Raw genomic sequence first — 16,138 nt, forward strand, 5'->3', positions numbered from 1 at the left:
GACCGGAGGGGTGGAGGGTGGGAGGTTCGTGGCGTGGCACTGCGAATGGGCAAAGACACCGGTTCGTTCGCCCCCGGTTCGCCGGGGGCGCGGATGCGCCCCGCGGTGGTCGCCCGGGCCTTCCAGGCGCTGCCGTCGGCGCACCGCGAGATCCTCACCGAGACAGTCTTCCGGGACCGGTCGGTCAATGAGGCCGCCGCCTCGCTGGGGGTGCCGGTGGACGTGGTGAAGCTCCGCGTCTACCACGCGCTCCAGGCGCTCAGCGCGGCCGTGGGGGCGCCGCGGCAGACCGTCTGACGGCGAGGTCGCGGACGATCGCGGCGAACGCTTCGACGAGTGGGCCGCCGGCGTCCCAGGCGAGCGCGACGCGCAAGGGTTCCACGTCCGTTAGCGGGACCCAGACGAGGCCGGGGCGCGTGTAGTACAGCGCCATGCTGGACGGTGCGAAGCAGATGGCCGCCCCCTCGGCGACCTGTTCGAGCATCTCCTCGACGTTGTCGTTGGTGGGGCCCCAGTGCGGTTCGGAGCCGTCGGGGCGTGGGTTGACCGCCCACCAGTCGACCCATTCGCGGGGGGCGCGTTCGGTCCACATGAGCGGTTCGTCTTTGACGTCCATGATGGAGACGCCTTCGGCGGTGGCCAGAGGGTGGGCCGAGGGGAGGCCCACGACGCGGGGCTCGGTGTGGATCAGTTCGGAGTGCAGGTCTGTGAGGTCGGCGGGGAGCCAGACGAAGGCCACGTCCACCTCGCCGGTGCGCAGGGCGGCCGCTTCGCCGCCCCAGTCGTAGCGTTTGGGTTCGACGCGGACGCCGGGGTGGGCGCGGGCGAACTCGGCGCGGGCGCGGGTGGTCAGTTCGCCGGCGCCGCTGGCCTCGAAGCCGACGCGCAGGACGCCGGTCTGGCCGCGGCGGTGCCGGTCCGCGACGGCGGTGAGGCGGTCGGCCTGCCGGATCGTGCGGCGGGCCTCGGCGATCACGTCCCGGCCGGGCGGGGTGGGGGTCACGCCGCCGGCGTGCCGGTCGAAGAGGCGCAGGCCGAGTTCGGATTCGAGGTTCTTGAGGGCGTAGGAGAGCGCGGGCTGGCTGACGTAGAGGGTCTCGGCGGCGCGGCCGAGGTTGCCCTCGTCCGCGATGGCGACGAGGTAGCGCAGCTGGCGCAGCTCCATGCTGCGATCATAAGGGCTCTTTATCGCCTGCGTTGATCTTTGTCTTGGACGCGGGGGCGAGCGGGCTGCGATAACTGTGGCCATGACGAACACCACTGAGAACGGACGGGTCTGGCTGATCACCGGGGCGAACTCCGGCTTCGGGCGGGCGATCGCGGAGGCGGCGCTGGCGGCGGGGGGCACGGTGGTCGCGGCCGCGCGCCGTCCCGAGACGCTGGACGACCTGGTCGAGCGCCATCCTGGCCGGGTCAACGCCGTCGCGCTGGACGTCACCGACCAGGCGAAGATCGCGGACGTGGTCGCGGACGTCGTCCTCTGGCACGGCCGCATCGACGTGCTGGTCAACAATGCCGGACGCGGGCTCGTCGGCGCCGTGGAGGAGACCACGGACGGTGAGCTGCGCGACCTGATGGATCTGCACTTCTTCGGCCCGGCGGCGCTGACCCGGGCGGTGCTGCCGCACATGCGACGGCAGGGGAGCGGCGCCATCGTGCAGATGTCGAGCATGGGCGGCCGGTTCTCCTTCCCGGGCGTCGGCGCCTACTCGGCGACCAAGTTCGCGCTGGAGGGGCTGTCGGAGGCGCTGGCGCTGGAGGTCGCGCCGTTCGGCGTCAAGGTGCTGGTGGTCGAGCCGGGCTCGTTCCGGACGGGGTTCGCCGGCGGCGGCCTCTACCAGACGACCGCGATGCCGGAGTACGCCGGCAGTGTCGGACGGGTCCGCACCGACCTGCCGGACAGTGACGGCAAGCAGCCGGGCGATCCGGCCAAGGCCGCGGCCGCCATCGTGACCGCATTGGACGCCGGTGACACGCCGCTTCGGCTGCCGCTGGGCAATGACGCCGCGGACGCGGTGGACGCCGCTCTTACCGGAGCCCGGAAGGAGTTCGAGGCATGGGAGTCCACCTCTCGCGGAACCGATTTCGAGGAGTGAGTCGATAAATGGGTTGCCGGGGCGGGAACCGTCCCGGCACCATGGACGTCGTAGGCAGCGAGACCGGGAGGAGAGGGAAGATGCGACGTCATCGAATGCATAGCAGCAGCCTTTCCGGTCCCGGGAGTCGCCGACGGACGTGATCTGAACCGTCCGGCCGCCCGTGGATCGCGGGCGGTCTTTTTGTTTTTCCCGGAGGGTTGGCCGAGCGGAAAGGCAGCGGCGTGCTAAGCCGTGGTCAGGGTCACCCCTGCGCGAGTTCGAATCTCGCACCCTCCGCGCCGAGTGAGGATGCTGGTGTGTCCGGCGGATTCATATCCCGCGATAGGCATCTGGTTGGCCAGGGCTAACACAGCTTCCTGCACTCGGTACGCAAGGAAACACAAGTCTCCGTGGCGCAGTGGAGAGCGCGCCGGGTTGCGGACCCGGAGGTCGCAGGTTCGATTCCTGCCGGAGATACGGCCTTCGTGGTGTAGTGGTCTGCACGCCAGGTTGTGATCCTGGAGGTGTCGGTTCGATCCCGATCGGAGGCCCTGCTACTTTTGCCCGGAAGTGCCCGGCAGATATTGCTCAGGCGCTGGTATCCGGTTGCGTTGCGTTTGATCAACCCTGGAAAAAACTTCCGCATGTACTGCTCCTCGATGCGGTTCCGGCTGCTGGCGTTCGGCATGCTGGCGGCGTTCGCGCTCGTCGCCTACGGCGGGCCCGTCCGGGCGGACTCGGGCCCGGCCCCCTATCTCGACCCGCAGTTGTCCGTGGAGGACCGCGTCGACGACCTGCTCGACCGGATGAGCCTGGACGACAAGCTCGGCCAGATGACGCAGCCGGAGCGCCGGTACGTCACCCCCGAGGAGATCACCCGGTACCGGCTCGGGTCGGTGCTGTCCAGCGGCGGGTCGGCGCCCAGCCCGAACACGCCGGAGAGCTGGGCGGACATGTACGACGGCCTGCAGAAGGCCGCGCTCGCCGGGCCGCTGCGGATCCCGATGATGTACGGGGTGGACGCGGTGCACGGCGACAACAACATGGTCGGCGCGACGATCTTCCCGCACAACATCGGGCTCGGCGCGTCCCGCGACCCGGCGCTGGTCCGCGAGATCGGTGCCGCGACGGCCGCGGAGATGGCGGGAACGGGCGTGGACTGGGACTTCGCGCCGTGCCTGTGCGTGGTCCGCAACGACCGCTGGGGCCGGACGTACGAGTCGTTCGGCGAGGTGCCCGAGCTGCCGACGGTCATGACGACGCTGATCGACGGGCTGCAGGGGGACGAGCTGGGCGGCCCCGGGTCCGTCCTCGCGACGGCGAAGCACTACGTCGGGGACGGAGGCACGGACGGGGGCGACGACCGCGGTGACACCAGGATCTCGGAGAAGGAGCTGCGCGCGGTCCACCTGCCGCCGTTCCGCGCGGCCGTGAACCGCGGCGTCGGCTCGGTGATGGTCTCCTACAGCTCGTGGAACGGGCTGAAGATGCACCAGAACAAGTACCTGATCACCGATGTACTGAAGGACGAGCTGGGCTTCAAGGGCTTCGTCGTGTCGGACTACAACGGCATCGACGAGATCGACGGCAAGCGCGGGTTCAGCGAGGACGAGGTCGCCTCCGCGATCAACGCCGGGATCGACATGGTGATGGTGCCGACCGAATGGCGCCGGTTCATCGACTATCTGCGGACGGCGGTGAAGGACGGCGACGTCCCCATGTCCCGCATCGACGACGCGAACCGCCGCATCCTGACCAAGAAGTTCCAACTGGGACTGTTCGAGCATCCGATGGCCGACCGCGCCTACCTGAAGACTGTCGGCAGCCCCGCGCACCGCAAGCTGGCCCGGAAGGCCGTCGCCGAGTCGCAGGTGCTGCTGAAGAACGAGGACGACGTGCTCCCGCTGGACTCCGACGACAAGGTCTTCGTCGCCGGCCGCAGCGCGGACGACATCGGCATGCAGTCCGGCGGCTGGACGATCACCTGGCAGGGCGAGCCGGGCCCGATCACGCCGGGCACGACGATCCTGGACGGCATCCGCAAGGCGGCGGACTCGTCCGCGGCCGTGACGTACAGCAAGGACGGCTCGGGCATCGACAAGTCCTATGACGCGGCGATCGCGGTCGTGGGGGAGACGCCGTACGCCGAGTACCACGGCGATCTGACCGGCGACATGGGCCTCGACGCCGACGACCTGAAGACGATCGACAGGCTGCACGCGAGCGGCGTCCCGGTGATCGTGGTGCTGGTGTCGGGGCGCCCGCTGGACATCGCCGCCGAGCTGCCCGACTGGGACGCGCTGGTCGCGTCCTGGCTGCCCGGCACCGAAGGGGCCGGTGTCGCCGACGTGCTGTACGGCGACACCGCCCCCACCGGCCGCCTCCCGGTGACGTGGATGCGCGAGGCGGCGCAGGAGCCGATCAACAAGGGCGACGGCAAGAAGCCCCTGTTCCCATTCGGCTACGGCCTCACCTATGACGACTGACCGCGGCGCTAGTCGGCCAGTGCCGTCAGTGCCTTCTGGAGTTCGCCGGACGCCTGGCCCACCGGCTTCTTCCCGGTGATCGCCGCGGTGACGTGCTCCTGGATGGCCGTGCTGACCTCGTTGTACCGGACGACGACCGGGCGCGGCTTCGCCTTGTCCATGCCCTGCTTCAGCGCCGGCAGGTACGGGTACTGCTTGATCATTCCGGGATCGGTGTAGAGGGCGGCCAGGGAGAGCGGGAACGACTGGGCGCGTCCGTACTCGTTCTGGACCGCCGGGCTGACGATGTGGGCGACGAAGTCGCGCGCGGTCGCCTGGTGCTTGGAGAACGCCGACACGGCCAGGTTGTTGCCGCCGAGCGTGCCGGAGCCGAGGCCGTCCTCGCCGGGGATCGGCGCGACGCCGAACTCGCCGGCGACCTTCGAGCCGTCCTTCTCGGACGCGAGCGCGTACACGTAGGCCCAGTTGCGGTGGAAGACGAGGCGGCCCTCCTGGAAGGCGCGGCGCCCTTCCTCCTCCTTGTAGGTGACGGCCTTCTCGGGGATGGTCCCGTTCTTGAAGCCGTCCACGAGGAACTGGAGCCCGGCCTTGGCCTGCGGGCTGTCGACCTGCGGCTTCCCGGAGGAGTCGAAGACCTCGCCGCCCGCGGACTGGACGGCCTCGGAGTAGTTGACCGTCAGCCCCTCGTACTTGCCGTACTGGCCGGCGTAGCAGTCGACGCCCTTGCCGCCCGGTGCCTTCCGGACCTTCGCGCAGTCGTCGCGCATTTCCGCCCAGGTCTTCGGCGGTTCCTTGATGCCCGCCTTGGCGAGCAGGTCCTCGCGGTAGTAGAGGACGCCGGTGCCGGTCAGCCATGGCGCCGCGTACAGCTTGCCCCGGTATTCGCCGGTCTTCAGGGCCGCCGGGACGAACGAGGAGGTGTCGACCAGGCCGTCCGGGAGCGGCCGGATCCAGCGGCGCGCGGCGAACTCCGCCGTCCACACGGCGTCCAGCCGGACGACGTCGTAGGCGTCCGACTTGATCTGCATGTTCTGGACGAGCTGCTGCCGCGCCTGGTCGCCGTCCTCGGGCAGTTCGACGAGCCGGACCTTCTCCTTGGGATGCCCGTCGTTCCACTTCGCGACGAGCTTCTGGACGGTCTGGGTGAGGTCCTTGCCGGTGGCGACGGTGATCGGGCCCCGCCCGTCGTTGCTCGAAGGCGCCGGCGAATCGGACGAGCCGCAGGCGCTCAACGCGCCGCCGCCCAACAGGAGGGACAGCGCCACGGCGGCACCGCCCCGCAGGGGTCTGTTCCTCATGGACGCACCGTGCCTTTCGCGGGGGTTTCCGGGGCGATTTCGATGACCGTGCCGTCCAGCCGCGCCCGTTCGGCGGCCCACACGACCCGGTGCGAGGCGAGGCTCTCCCGGGGGCCGGAGCTGAGCGCGGCGGGATCGCCGCCCGCCAGCGCGGCGACGAAGGCGTCGGCCAGCGCGTCGTCGGCGTGGTCGTGCCGCCCGTCGAGCGAGGCGCCGGGGGACGCGTCCGCGGGCTCGACGGTCTCCAGCCCGCCGGTGACGAAGTCGCGGACCGAGATGCGCACGCCGTCGCCCTCCAGGCAGCCGGACGTCCCGAAGATGCGGGTCTGGCGCTGCGCCGCCGCCGAGAACGCCGTCATGGTGAACACGCCCGTGGCACCGGACGGGAACTCCATGTTCACGACCTGGTGGTCGACGACGTCGTTGTCGCACGCGTAGACGCAGCGCCCGTACGGACCGTCGCGCAGCGCCCGCAGCACGCCCTGTTCCGTGCGGTCGTCGGTGATCGCGCCGAGCGGCCATGTCTCGCGGTCGGGATCGCCGAGGCACGACAGGTACAGCCGGGGCGCGGAGTAGGGGCAGCTCGCCTCGACCGCGCAGTCGGCGCAGCGGTCGGCGGCGCCGTCCGGGCGGTTCTCCGCGCGGAAGTGCGACAGCCGCCCGAACGACGAGACCCGCGCCGGGACCTCGCCCATCACGTGGACGAGCCAGTCGACGTCATGGCACGACTTCGTCATCAGCATCGGCCCCGACTCGTCCGACCGTCGCCAGTTGCCGCGCACGTAGGAATGGGCGTGGTGCCACCAGCCGACCGGTTCGAGATGCTGGACGCTGACCGGGGTGCCGATCCGGCCGTCCGCGATCAGCCTCCGCAGCGTGCGCGTGTACCCGGTGTACCGCAGGACGTGGCAGACGGCGAGCAGCACGCCGGCGCGTTCGACGGCGTCCACGATCCGCAGCGCGTCGGCCTCGGACGTCGCCATCGGCTTCTCCAGCAGGATGTGGCAGCCGAGCCCGGCGAACCGGATCGCGGGCTCGGCGTGCTCGGCGTCCTGCGTCGCGATGACCACGCCGTCGGCGATCCGGCCCGCGGCGGCCATCTCGCGCCAGCCGGGGAACGTCCGCTCCGGCGGGATGCCGTGCTCGGCCGCGAACCGGGCGCGCCGCGCGGGATCGGCCTCGGCGACCGCGGCGATCCGGCCGGCGCCGGTCTCCCGGATCCGCGCGGCGTACATGCGGCCGCGCAGTCCGGCTCCGGCCACGGCGATCGCGGGCCGCGTCTGCTGCATCGGGTTGGCCTCCTGACCTGGGTATCCTTGGCATCGGCGAGCCCGGCGCCGGTATTACGCAAGGAGCTTTCATAAGTAGATTGGCAATAATGTCGTCCGTCCGCCGATCGCTGTCAAGGGGTGCCGTGCCGCAACACTCTCTCCACGGGGGCGACCCGTCGGTGCTCCGCCGGCTCAACTCCGCCGCGACCCTGCGGGCGCTCCGCGACGGCGGCGAGGCCACGCTGTCGGAGCTGGCCAAGCGCGTCGGGCTGTCCCGGCCCACCACCGAGGGCGTGCTGGGCGAGCTGATCGACCGCGGCCTCGCCGCCGAGGACGCGCCCCGGCCGGGCAGCGGGCTCGGCCGGCCCGCCCGCCGCTACCGGTTCCGCGCCGAGGCGGGCCACGCGCTCGGCATCGACATCGACGCGCGGCGGGTGCGGCTGCTCGTCGCCGACCTCACCGGCGAGGTCGTCGGCGGCCACCGCGCCGCCCTGGACGTGCAGGCCCCGCCCGGCGAGCGGATCACGGGGGTGCGCGCCGCGGTCAAGGCGTGCCTCGCCGCCGCGCATGTCGACCGGCAGTCACTGTGGGCGGTCGCCGCCGGGACCCCCGGCGTCGTCGCCCCGGACGGGACGGTCACGTCCTGCACGGTCGTGCCCGGCTGGGAGGGCCTCCACCTGGCCCGCGAACTCGGGCGCTCGTTCTCCTGCCCCGTGCTCGTCGAGAACGACGCCAACCTCGCCGCGATGGCGGAGCGCTGGCGCGGCGCCGCCCGCGACGCCGACGACGTCGTCTGCGTCCACGCGGCCCTGCACACCGGCATGGGCGCGCTCATCGGCGGACGCCTGCACCGGGGGCGCTGGGGCGCCGCCGGCGAGATCGGCATGCTGGACGAGCTGGGCCTCCGCGACACGACCGCCGCCTTGTCGCCGGGCTGCTTCGACGAGGCGGGGGAGGTCCTGGACGCGGCGGCGCAGGGAGAACCCGAGGCGAAGGGCCTGGTGGAGCGGCTCGCCGCCCGGATGGCGCGCGGCGTCGCGGCGATGTCCCTCGCCCTGGACCCCGAGATGATCGTGGTCGGCGGGCCGCTGGTCCGGGCCGGGTCCCCGCTCGTCGCGGAGCTGCGCCGGCGGGTCCGGCCGCTGTGCCTGAGCCCGGTCCGGATCGAGGGGTCCGAACTGGGGGACGAGTCGGTGGGGCTCGGTGCCGTGAGGCTCGCCCTCGACCGGATCGACGAGGACCTTTTCCGCCTTGACCGGCCGTCACGGCATCCCGGCGGGAACGAAACCGGCGAGGAACGCCAAACGCGGCCGTCTCCGCTGTCATGAAACACCACACCCGGCCCGTTGACCGCGGCATGACTCGGACCTAGCGTCCCAGTCGTAGTTGATCGAGTTCCGGGTGTCGTCAGGGGGCCTGCCCGCGAGGAGGCGCCGCGCCCATGACCGCGTTCCCCCGGATTCACGCTCGCAGCCGCGATGATCGATACGTGTACCGCGTCCTGGTGGTCTGCCTCGCCTCGGTGGCGCTGCTCGCGTCGGCGCTGCCCGGCCTCGCCGCAGTCCAGCCCGGAGCCGCGCCGCCGTCCGACGTCTACACCTACCTGGACGACCCCGAGATGGTGGGGGAGGGGCAGGAGACCCCGCACGCCGTCCTGCGCCCTTACGAGGACTCGCGCCAGGCGATCGGCGGGAAATCGTCACGCTGGACGAAGTCCCTGGACGGCGACTGGCGGTTCGCTCTGGCCGACCGTCCGGACGAGGTGCCGTCCGGGTTCTACGAGCAGGGCTACGACACGTCGGACTGGCGCCAGGTGAAGGTGCCGCACACATGGCAGAGCGACCGGCTCGACCACCCGGTGTTCCGCAACATCCCCACCGAGGTGTGGCCGGACGACCCGCCCAAGACGCCCCGTGACATCAACCCCACCGGCGCGTACGTGAAGACGCTCGACGTCCCGGACACCTGGGACGGCCGCCGGACGTTCCTGCGCTTCGAAGGCGTCGTCAGCGCGTACTTCGTCTGGGTCAACGGTAAGTACGCGGGCTACGACCAGGGCGGCTACACCCCGGCCGAGTTCGACATCAGCGACCTCGTGCACAAGGGCGCCAACAAGGTCGCCGTTCAGGTGCACCGCTGGAGTTCCGGCTCCTACATGGAGGACTACGACCAGTGGCGGTACAGCGGCATCTTCCGCTCCGTCTGGGCGTACTCCACTCCCAAGACTTACCTTCGCGACGCCACCATCACCACCGATCTGGACGACGCCTACAAGAACGCCACCCTGAACGCCGGTCTCGTCGTCGGAAGCAAGGGCGGTCCTCAGGGGGAGCACACCGTCCGAGCCACTCTGGTCGATCCCCATGGGCGGACGGTGCAGCGCTTCTCTGGCAAGACGTCCGTGACCGGTGACAGCACCTCCGTACGTCTCACAGCACCGGTGACGAACCCCGCGAAGTGGTCGGACGAGACACCGAACGTCTACACACTCGTCCTCGAACTGGCCGACGCGCAGGGGCACGTCGTCCAGACCACCGCGGAGACGTTCGGATTCCGCGAGATCGAGGTGAAGGACAGGCAGGTCCTGGTCAACGGGAAGCGCATCCTGATCAAGGGCGTGAACCGGCCCGAGACCGACGCCGACACCGGACGGCACCAGACCCGCGCCCGCATGGAGTCGGACGTGGCGCTGATGAAGCGGCTCAACCTGAACGCCGTCCGGACCGCGCACTACCCGTCCGACCCCTACCTGTACGAGCTCGCCGACCGGCGCGGCCTGTGGATCGACGACGAGGTCGATATCGAGACCCACAACTGGGAGGACTGCAGCAAGGCCGGCGACCAGGACTGCCTCGCCGACCGTCCCGAATGGCAGAAGGCGTTCGTCGAGCGGTTCAAAGCGATGATGGCGCGCGACAAGAACCATCCGAGCGTCCTCATGTGGGACACCGGGAACGAGGCCGGGCTCGGCGCCGCCCACTACAAGATGGCCGACTACGCCGACGCCACCGACCCGACCCGCCCCCTGTACCACCAGTCGAACAGCCCGGACGGCGACGCCCCCTACGCGGACGTGTGGGGCCCGCGCTACCCGACCCCGGCGCGACTGGAGGAGCAGGCCGCCGAGACCAAGAAGCCGATCATCATGGGCGAGTACGCCCACGCGATGGGCAACAGCCTCGGCAACTTCCGCGAGTTCTGGGAGGTGATCCGCAGGCATCCGCAGACGCAGGGCGGGTTCATCTGGGACTGGGCCGAGGCCAACCTGCGGCAGCCCGTCGTCACGACGCCCGACGGCTCCGGCAACGACATCCGGGCCTGGCTGCAGGGCCTGCCGAAGACCGTGGACGGCCACCGCGGGAAGGCGCTCTACTTCTCCGGCCTGGACGACTTCGTCGAGGTCTACCGCGACCGTCGCTTCGACCTCACCGGCACGTCCGTCACGCTGGACTCGTGGGTGAAGCCCGTCCGGCCGTGGACCGGCGACTTCACCATCGTGGGCAAGGGCGACCACTCGTACGCGCTGAAGATGTCGAACGAGAACACGCTGGAGTTCTTCGTCCACAGCGGTACCTGGCGGACGGTCCGCGCCCCCGTTCCCGCCGACTGGTACGACACCTGGCACCGGGTCACGGGCACCTACGACGGGACGGCGATCCGCCTCTTCATCGACGGCCGCGAGGCCGCGTCCGTGCCGTTCACCGGGAAGATCGACCGGTCGTCCGGGGACGTCAACGTCGCCCGCAACTCCGAGACCATGCAGGACGCGCTCAAGGGCCGCATGGCGCACGGGACCATCGACGACGTCCGCATCTACGGCCGCGCGCTGACCGCCGGCGAACTGGGCGCGGGCGCGGACCCGAAGAAGGACGCCATCCTCGCCCTGGACTTCGACCGCTTCGACACCAAGGGCACGTTCCTGTCGAACGGGGAGAGCCTCTCCGGCGACGACGGGCTTGTCGGCTCCGACCGCTACGTCCAGCCGGAGACGGCCCAGCTGTCGTGGGTGCAGTCGCCGCTCCGCGTCACCCAGGCCGACGGGAAGGTCTCCGTCTCCAGCGAGCGGGCGTTCGCCACCAGCTCCGTCCAGATGCGCTGGCGCTACACCGAGGGCGCCCGCACGGTCTCCTCCGGCAAATCACCGGTGAAACTGCCGCCCGGCGGCTCTAGCGAGGTGCGAATTCCGCCTCCGCCCGCCAATCCGTCGAATGCCGAACGGTGGCTGACGGTAGAGGCCGTGGAGAACGGGCATGTGGTCGGCTTCGGTCAATTCGCGGCCGGCGGCTCGAAGGTGCCGGGAATAGGGAAGAAGGCGTCCGGCTCCGTCAAGGCCGTCGAGAAGGACGGGCAGGTAATCGTCACCGGAAAGAACTTCAGGTACGTCTTCGACAAGTCCAAGGGCACGATGACGTCCATGCGCGCAGGCGGCCGTGAGCTGCTCCGCACCGGCCCGGAACTCGACGTGTGGCGGCCCCCGATCAGCAACGAGACCTACACCTGGGGACGCGCCGAGGGCGAGGACTGGCGCAAGATCGGCCTCGACCGCCTCGCCACCACGCCCACCGGCGTCACCGTCACTCCCGGCGACCGCGTCACCGTCGAGATCACCTCGAAGACCGCCGCGCCCGACCATCCCGACGCCTGGTTCGACCAGACCGCCGCCTACGCCATCGACGGCGCCGGGCAGGTCGAGCTGACGCATCAGGTCGTCCCGCAAGGCCAGGTCAGAAGCCTGCCCTACCTTGCCCGCGTCGGATACACACTGAAGGTGCCCGACCGGTTCGAGCAGTTCAGCTGGTACGGGCGCGGCCCGGTCGGCAACTACAACGACCGCAAGGACGGCACGCCCATGGGCGTCTACTCCTCCACGGTCGACGACCAGTACGAGTCGTACTACCGGCCCCAGGATTACGGCAACCACGACGACGTCCGCTGGACGATGCTGACCGACGGCCACTCCGGCCTCCTCGCCGCCGGCGTGGACGGAACCATTGAGGCGAGCGTCACCCCGTACGACGACCTGGATCGCGCGCTCTACCCGTTCGCCCGCGTCCGCAACCCGGGCTGGAACACCCTCCACATCGACCATTCGGTGACCGGAGTGGGCGGCACCCCGAACCCCGTCCGCGCCGAATACCAAACCCGCCCGGATCGCACCTATACCTACAAAACGCTTTTGTGTCCTCTTACATCGAAGGAACTCAATACGCTCCGCTCCGCGAAATGACCCTCCGTCCTGTCGGCGGGAGGTTGCAGGGTCCCCGTGTACGGGTCAGCGGGGACCGAAGAGGACGGACAGGAGCGACATGAGCGCACAACCACTCGAACCACCCCGGTGGAGGACAGCGTCAACCGCCAGTTCATCGACCTGGCTAAGCGGGGTGGTGAGGCGGTCGATGCCGGGCTCGCGCCCCCTGGGGTGCCCCTGGACACAGTCGGTGTCCACTACTCCTTCCCGCTCAAGGAGGGGGTGATGGGCCTCGCTGAGCATCTGGTGATAGCGGACATCCGAGAATTCCGCATCACAGATCTTCGCCCGCTACGGGGAGAGCGGGGGGCTGAAGGTCCAGCCCTTGGTCAGTAGGGCGTCGGTTGCTTCGAGGGCGGTGGCCAGGCGGTGTTCGTGGGGGCCTTCCACGGTGATGTGGGGTAGGCCCCGTTGCTCCAGTTCCTCCCGGAAGCGTTCCGACATCCACGTTCTGATGGACGCGCCGTCGCGCCAGCCGTCCTGCTCGAACGGCACGCCCCCCGGCGACGTCAGGATCCACAGGTGGTGCGGGGTTCGCTCGTGGACGGCCTCCACCTCCGGTGACGGAGTGCCTAGGTAACGCTCGTGCCAGATGGCCGTGGCGAACGCGTCGGTGTCGCAGACCAGCAGCGGTGAACCCGAGCGGGCCGCCGCGTCCTCCATGGCCGCGTGATGTTCGGCGATCCGGAGGAAGTCGGGCGACTTCCAGGACAGGTCGTCCAGCCACAAGGACGGATCGCCGGCGGCGCGGCGGGCGGCGGCCAGTTTCTCCTCGGTGAACGTCCGGCCGTACTCGGGCACCCAGCGGGTCGGAGCCCAGACACCGCCGCGGCCGGCGTAGTGGGCGGCGAGCGCGCGGGCCAGCGTCGTCGTCCCCGTCGACTCGGCCCCCACCACCACGACCCGCCGCGCCAGATACGCCCGGACGGGCGGCGCGAGGAACTCCCAGGCGGCGACCGGATCGTCCCGGACGGCGGTCCCGCTGACCGGGAAGCGGTCGCGCGGCGGGTCGACCGCGACATGGACGGCGGAGAGGCGGTCCGCCAGCTCGGGCCCGTACGCCTCGGAGGTGAACACCGCGTCCACCGGCGGGACGGCCACGCCGAGGCCCGACCCCATCGCCACTCCGGCCCGGAACGCCGCGACGTGCACCGACCAGATCTCGTCGGAGGTGTAGTCGACCTCCACGTCGTCCATCACCGGGAAGATCTCCACGTGCGGCTGGCCGTGCGTCTCGCGCAGCCAGGCCGTCCGCAGCGCCAGGGGGATGCTCTCGGCCGTGGACGCTGCGACGACCACGCTCACCCGGGCGCAGGAGGCGGCGGCCGTGTCGATCAGGTGGTGGTGGCCGGCGTGCGGCGGATAGAACTTGCCGATGACGAGCCCGTGCGCGTACGTCATGCCGCCACGGCCGCCGGGCCCACCGGCTGCGCGCGCATGTCGCGGCGCCAGGCGAGCAGCCCGAACACGCACAGCGTCAGGAAGATGACGTAGAGGGCGCTCGTCAGTTTCAGGTCCTTGTAGAAGTACAGCGGGATGTAGACGAGGTCGGCGGTGATCCACAGCCACCACGACTCCAGCAGCTTGCGCGACTGCCCGTAGGTCGCCATGAGCGAGATCGCGGTGGTGAGGGCGTCCCAGAACGGCACGGTCGAGTCGGTCCAGGCGGACAGCGCCCAGGTCAGGAGCGCGGTGCCCGCCGCGCCCGCGGCGACGAGGGCCGCCCACTCCGTCCGCCTGGTGCGCCTGACGGGGAGCCGGTCGCGGCCGTCGCCGCCGTACAGCCACACCCACCACCCGTACAGCTGGAGCGCGACGTACACGACCTGGAGCCCGGCGTCGGCGTACAGGCCGCCGTCCAGGAACACCAGGCCGAGCAGGATCACGTTGGCGATGCCGATCGGCCAGTTGAGGATGTTCTGCCGGACGACGAGCCACACGTTGACCGCGCCGGTCGCGAAGCCGAGCAGCTCCGCCCACGTCGTGGGGACGGACCCGAGATGGAAGGCGGGATCGAGCAGCGGGCCCAGGGGGACGTTCACCGACATGCCCGCAATGATCACATATCGTCAGACAGACGACAAGTGGTCAGGTGGCGCTGATCAGGACGATCGGCGTCGTGGTCGGCCGCGCGGAGCCGCCTGCGGGCTCGACGGTCACGCCCAGCCTGTCCACCGGCCGCCACGCTCCGGCGACGACCGGGCGGCTCCGGTCGTCGGGGAGGAAACCCGCCGAGCGCGGGCCGTCCGCGTTGATCAGCCACAGCTGGTACGCCTTCGAGGACGGCAGCGTCCGCAGCCCGGCGGACGCGACGACCACCCGGCCGCGCGACGCGGACGCGACGATCGTCACCGTCCCGCCGCCACCGGCGCGGCCCGTCGCCGAGCGCGCGTCCGGCGCCGACAGGACGAACGCCACCTCCTGGTACGCGGCCTGCGCCTGATCCACCCGCTGCCGTTCATGGACCGCCACCCCGACGGACGCGGCCGTGACCAGGCACGCCGCGGCCGCCAGCCCGGCGGCCACCGTCCGCCGCCACCGCCGCGGCCGCACCTCGGCCCGGCGCGGCGAGACCGGCGGCAGCTGCCGGACGTCCCGGATGTCGGCCAGCACCCGGTCGCGGAGCCGCGGCGGCGGGGCCTCGGCGACCGCCAGGCCCAGCCGCGCCGTCGTCGCCTGGAACTCCCGAAGCTCGGTCGCGCACGTCTCGCACCCGGCGAGATGCGCCTCGAACCGCCGCCGCTCGACGTCGTCGTCGATCGCGTCCAGCGCGTACGCGCCGGCGAGGGTGTGCAGATCGTCCGTCATCGTTCGACCCCCAGGCAGTCGCGCAGCCGGATGATCCCGTCGCGCATCCGGGTCCGCACCGTGTTCGGCGGCGCCCCCACCAGTTCGGCGACCTCGCGGTAGGAGTGCCCGCCGTAGTAGGCGAGCGTCACCGACTCGCGCTGCAGATGCGTCAGCGTCCGCAGGCAGCGCCGCACCCGCTCGTGCTCCAGCCGCGCCTCGACCCGCTCGCCCACCGGATCGTGCGCGGCACCCGTCCCATGGTGGACGGCCCGCGCCTCGCGCTCGCCGGCGGCCTGCTCGCGCCGCACCCGGTCGACGGCCCGGCGATGCGCGATGGTCATGATCCACGCCATCGCGCCGCCCCGCTCGGGGTCGTACCGGGCCGCGGACCGCCACACCTCGATCATCACCTCCTGCGTCACCTCCTCCGCCATCGCGGGATCGCGGACGACCCGCCGCGCCAGCCCGTGCACCGGCGCGGCCACCACGTCGTAGAGCGCCTCGAACGCGCGCTCGTCGCCGCGCGCCGTCCGGCCGAGCAGCGCGTCCGCGTCCTGCCCGGACACCAGGCCGTCGCCGGGCGGTCTCGTCTCTGCGGGCATGCCGCGCTCCCCTCGGAAGGCCGTCCCTCCGGCATTACGCACCCGGGGCCGCATCGGATCGGACATCACAGCACGAGGCTGCGCAGCGTGAGCCCGACTCCGAGGACGACGACCGTGGCGGACGTCCCTATCGGCATCATCCCGGTGGGAAGCCGCAGCCGCTTGGCCAGAATGCGCCGCGCGAGGACACGCCCCGAACCGACGACCAGCAGCCCGACCGTAACCAGCGCGGCAGCCAGTCCCAGCCCGTACGCCAGCACCAGGACGACCCCGAACCAAGCCCGCCCGATCGCCGCCCCGCCGACCAGCACGACCACCGCGGACGGACTCGGCACCATTCCGCCCGCCAACCCCATCAACACGAC

At 71.0% G+C, this 16,138-nt stretch carries 12 protein-coding genes, 3 tRNA genes and 1 pseudogene; 8 read left to right on the top strand and 8 right to left on the bottom strand.

The annotated features are described in order from the left end of the window. Window positions 1–33: 33 nt before the first annotated feature. A complete protein-coding gene (locus E1293_RS32945; protein ID WP_243716889.1) occupies window positions 34–297 on the top strand; it encodes a sigma factor-like helix-turn-helix DNA-binding protein in 264 nt (87 codons plus the stop codon). Here the strand turns inward: E1293_RS32945 and E1293_RS32950 are convergent. Continuing rightward, window positions 260–1,165 (bottom strand): LysR family transcriptional regulator, encoded by a 906-nt coding sequence (locus tag E1293_RS32950; RefSeq protein WP_132201585.1) that lies wholly within the window; start codon window positions 1,163–1,165, stop codon window positions 260–262. The genes E1293_RS32945 and E1293_RS32950 overlap by 38 nt on opposite strands. 82 nt (window positions 1,166–1,247) lie before the next feature. Here E1293_RS32950 and E1293_RS32955 point away from each other — a divergent pair, with 82 nt between their 5' ends. The 5 genes from E1293_RS32955 to E1293_RS32975 all read left to right on the top strand — a co-directional run bounded on the left by E1293_RS32955 (window position 1,248) and on the right by E1293_RS32975 (window position 4,564). Further along, window positions 1,248–2,096 carry an oxidoreductase gene (locus E1293_RS32955; protein ID WP_132201587.1) on the top strand — a complete coding sequence of 283 codons (849 nt, stop codon included), beginning with the start codon at window positions 1,248–1,250 and terminating at the stop codon, window positions 2,094–2,096. Window positions 2,097–2,290: 194 nt separating this feature from the next. Beyond that, a tRNA-Ser gene (locus E1293_RS32960) sits at window positions 2,291–2,375 on the top strand. Between the two features lie 107 nt (window positions 2,376–2,482). Next, window positions 2,483–2,555 (top strand) — tRNA-Arg (locus tag E1293_RS32965). 2 nt (window positions 2,556–2,557) lie between these two features. Further along, window positions 2,558–2,629, top strand: a tRNA-His gene (locus tag E1293_RS32970). 93 nt (window positions 2,630–2,722) lie between these two features. After that, window positions 2,723–4,564: a glycoside hydrolase family 3 protein gene (locus tag E1293_RS32975; RefSeq protein WP_243716891.1), complete on the top strand. Its 1,842-nt coding sequence runs from the start codon at window positions 2,723–2,725 to the stop codon at window positions 4,562–4,564. Between the two features lie 8 nt (window positions 4,565–4,572). On the opposite strand, the gene E1293_RS32980 is transcribed toward E1293_RS32975, so the two are convergent. Together E1293_RS32980 and E1293_RS32985 are read right to left on the bottom strand one after the other, a co-directional pair. After that, entirely contained in the window at window positions 4,573–5,862 is a 1,290-nt protein-coding gene (locus E1293_RS32980; protein ID WP_132201589.1) for an ABC transporter substrate-binding protein, read from the bottom strand. Next, on the bottom strand, window positions 5,859–7,151 hold the full coding sequence (locus E1293_RS32985; protein ID WP_132201591.1) for a Gfo/Idh/MocA family protein: 1,293 nt from the start codon (window positions 7,149–7,151) through the stop codon (window positions 5,859–5,861). Before E1293_RS32985 ends, E1293_RS32980 begins: the two co-directional genes overlap by 4 nt. 125 nt (window positions 7,152–7,276) lie before the next feature. Between E1293_RS32985 and E1293_RS32990 the strand changes: the two genes are divergently transcribed. Together E1293_RS32990 and E1293_RS32995 are read left to right on the top strand one after the other, a co-directional pair. Beyond that, a complete protein-coding gene (locus E1293_RS32990) occupies window positions 7,277–8,461 on the top strand; it encodes an ROK family transcriptional regulator (protein ID WP_207939228.1) in 1,185 nt (394 codons plus the stop codon). Between the two features lie 113 nt (window positions 8,462–8,574). Next, window positions 8,575–12,360, top strand: coding sequence for a glycoside hydrolase family 2 TIM barrel-domain containing protein (locus E1293_RS32995; RefSeq protein ID WP_132201595.1), 3,786 nt, complete (start codon window positions 8,575–8,577; stop codon window positions 12,358–12,360). A gap of 312 nt (window positions 12,361–12,672) precedes the next feature. Here the strand turns inward: E1293_RS32995 and E1293_RS33000 are convergent, their stop codons facing one another. The 5 genes and pseudogenes from E1293_RS33000 to E1293_RS33020 form a co-directional block, all read right to left on the bottom strand. Next, on the bottom strand, window positions 12,673–13,782 hold the full coding sequence (locus E1293_RS33000) for an AAA family ATPase (RefSeq protein ID WP_132201597.1): 1,110 nt from the start codon (window positions 13,780–13,782) through the stop codon (window positions 12,673–12,675). Beyond that, on the bottom strand, window positions 13,779–14,429 hold the full coding sequence (pnuC, locus tag E1293_RS33005) for a nicotinamide riboside transporter PnuC (protein WP_132201599.1): 651 nt from the start codon (window positions 14,427–14,429) through the stop codon (window positions 13,779–13,781). The genes E1293_RS33000 and pnuC overlap by 4 nt, the downstream gene beginning before the upstream one ends. Window positions 14,430–14,469: 40 nt before the next feature. Continuing rightward, window positions 14,470–15,189 (bottom strand): anti-sigma factor, encoded by a 720-nt coding sequence (locus E1293_RS33010; protein WP_132201601.1) that lies wholly within the window; start codon window positions 15,187–15,189, stop codon window positions 14,470–14,472. Then, window positions 15,186–15,773 (bottom strand): ECF RNA polymerase sigma factor SigK, encoded by a 588-nt coding sequence (gene sigK, locus E1293_RS33015; protein ID WP_132201603.1) that lies wholly within the window; start codon window positions 15,771–15,773, stop codon window positions 15,186–15,188. The genes E1293_RS33010 and sigK overlap by 4 nt, the downstream gene beginning before the upstream one ends. 65 nt (window positions 15,774–15,838) lie before the next feature. Further along, window positions 15,839–16,138 (bottom strand): annotated as a pseudogene (locus E1293_RS33020) (High-affinity nickel-transporter); the annotation flags it as partial.

The sequence above is a fragment of the Actinomadura darangshiensis genome (assembly GCF_004349235.1).
GTDB lineage: Bacteria > Actinomycetota > Actinomycetes > Streptosporangiales > Streptosporangiaceae > Spirillospora > Spirillospora darangshiensis.

Coding starts and splice junctions, on each gene's coding strand:
- E1293_RS32980 (WP_132201589.1), bottom strand. CDS start 5,862: ATGAGGAACAGACCCCTGCGGGGCGGTGCCGCCGTGGCGCTGTCCCTC.
- E1293_RS32995 (WP_132201595.1), top strand. CDS start 8,575: ATGACCGCGTTCCCCCGGATTCACGCTCGCAGCCGCGATGATCGATAC.
- sigK (WP_132201603.1), bottom strand. CDS start 15,773: ATGCCCGCAGAGACGAGACCGCCCGGCGACGGCCTGGTGTCCGGGCAG.
- E1293_RS32950 (WP_132201585.1), bottom strand. CDS start 1,165: ATGGAGCTGCGCCAGCTGCGCTACCTCGTCGCCATCGCGGACGAGGGC.
- E1293_RS32975 (WP_243716891.1), top strand. CDS start 2,723: ATGTACTGCTCCTCGATGCGGTTCCGGCTGCTGGCGTTCGGCATGCTG.
- E1293_RS33000 (WP_132201597.1), bottom strand. CDS start 13,782: ATGACGTACGCGCACGGGCTCGTCATCGGCAAGTTCTATCCGCCGCAC.
- pnuC (WP_132201599.1), bottom strand. CDS start 14,429: ATGTCGGTGAACGTCCCCCTGGGCCCGCTGCTCGATCCCGCCTTCCAT.
- E1293_RS32955 (WP_132201587.1), top strand. CDS start 1,248: ATGACGAACACCACTGAGAACGGACGGGTCTGGCTGATCACCGGGGCG.
- E1293_RS32985 (WP_132201591.1), bottom strand. CDS start 7,151: ATGCAGCAGACGCGGCCCGCGATCGCCGTGGCCGGAGCCGGACTGCGC.
- E1293_RS33010 (WP_132201601.1), bottom strand. CDS start 15,189: ATGACGGACGATCTGCACACCCTCGCCGGCGCGTACGCGCTGGACGCG.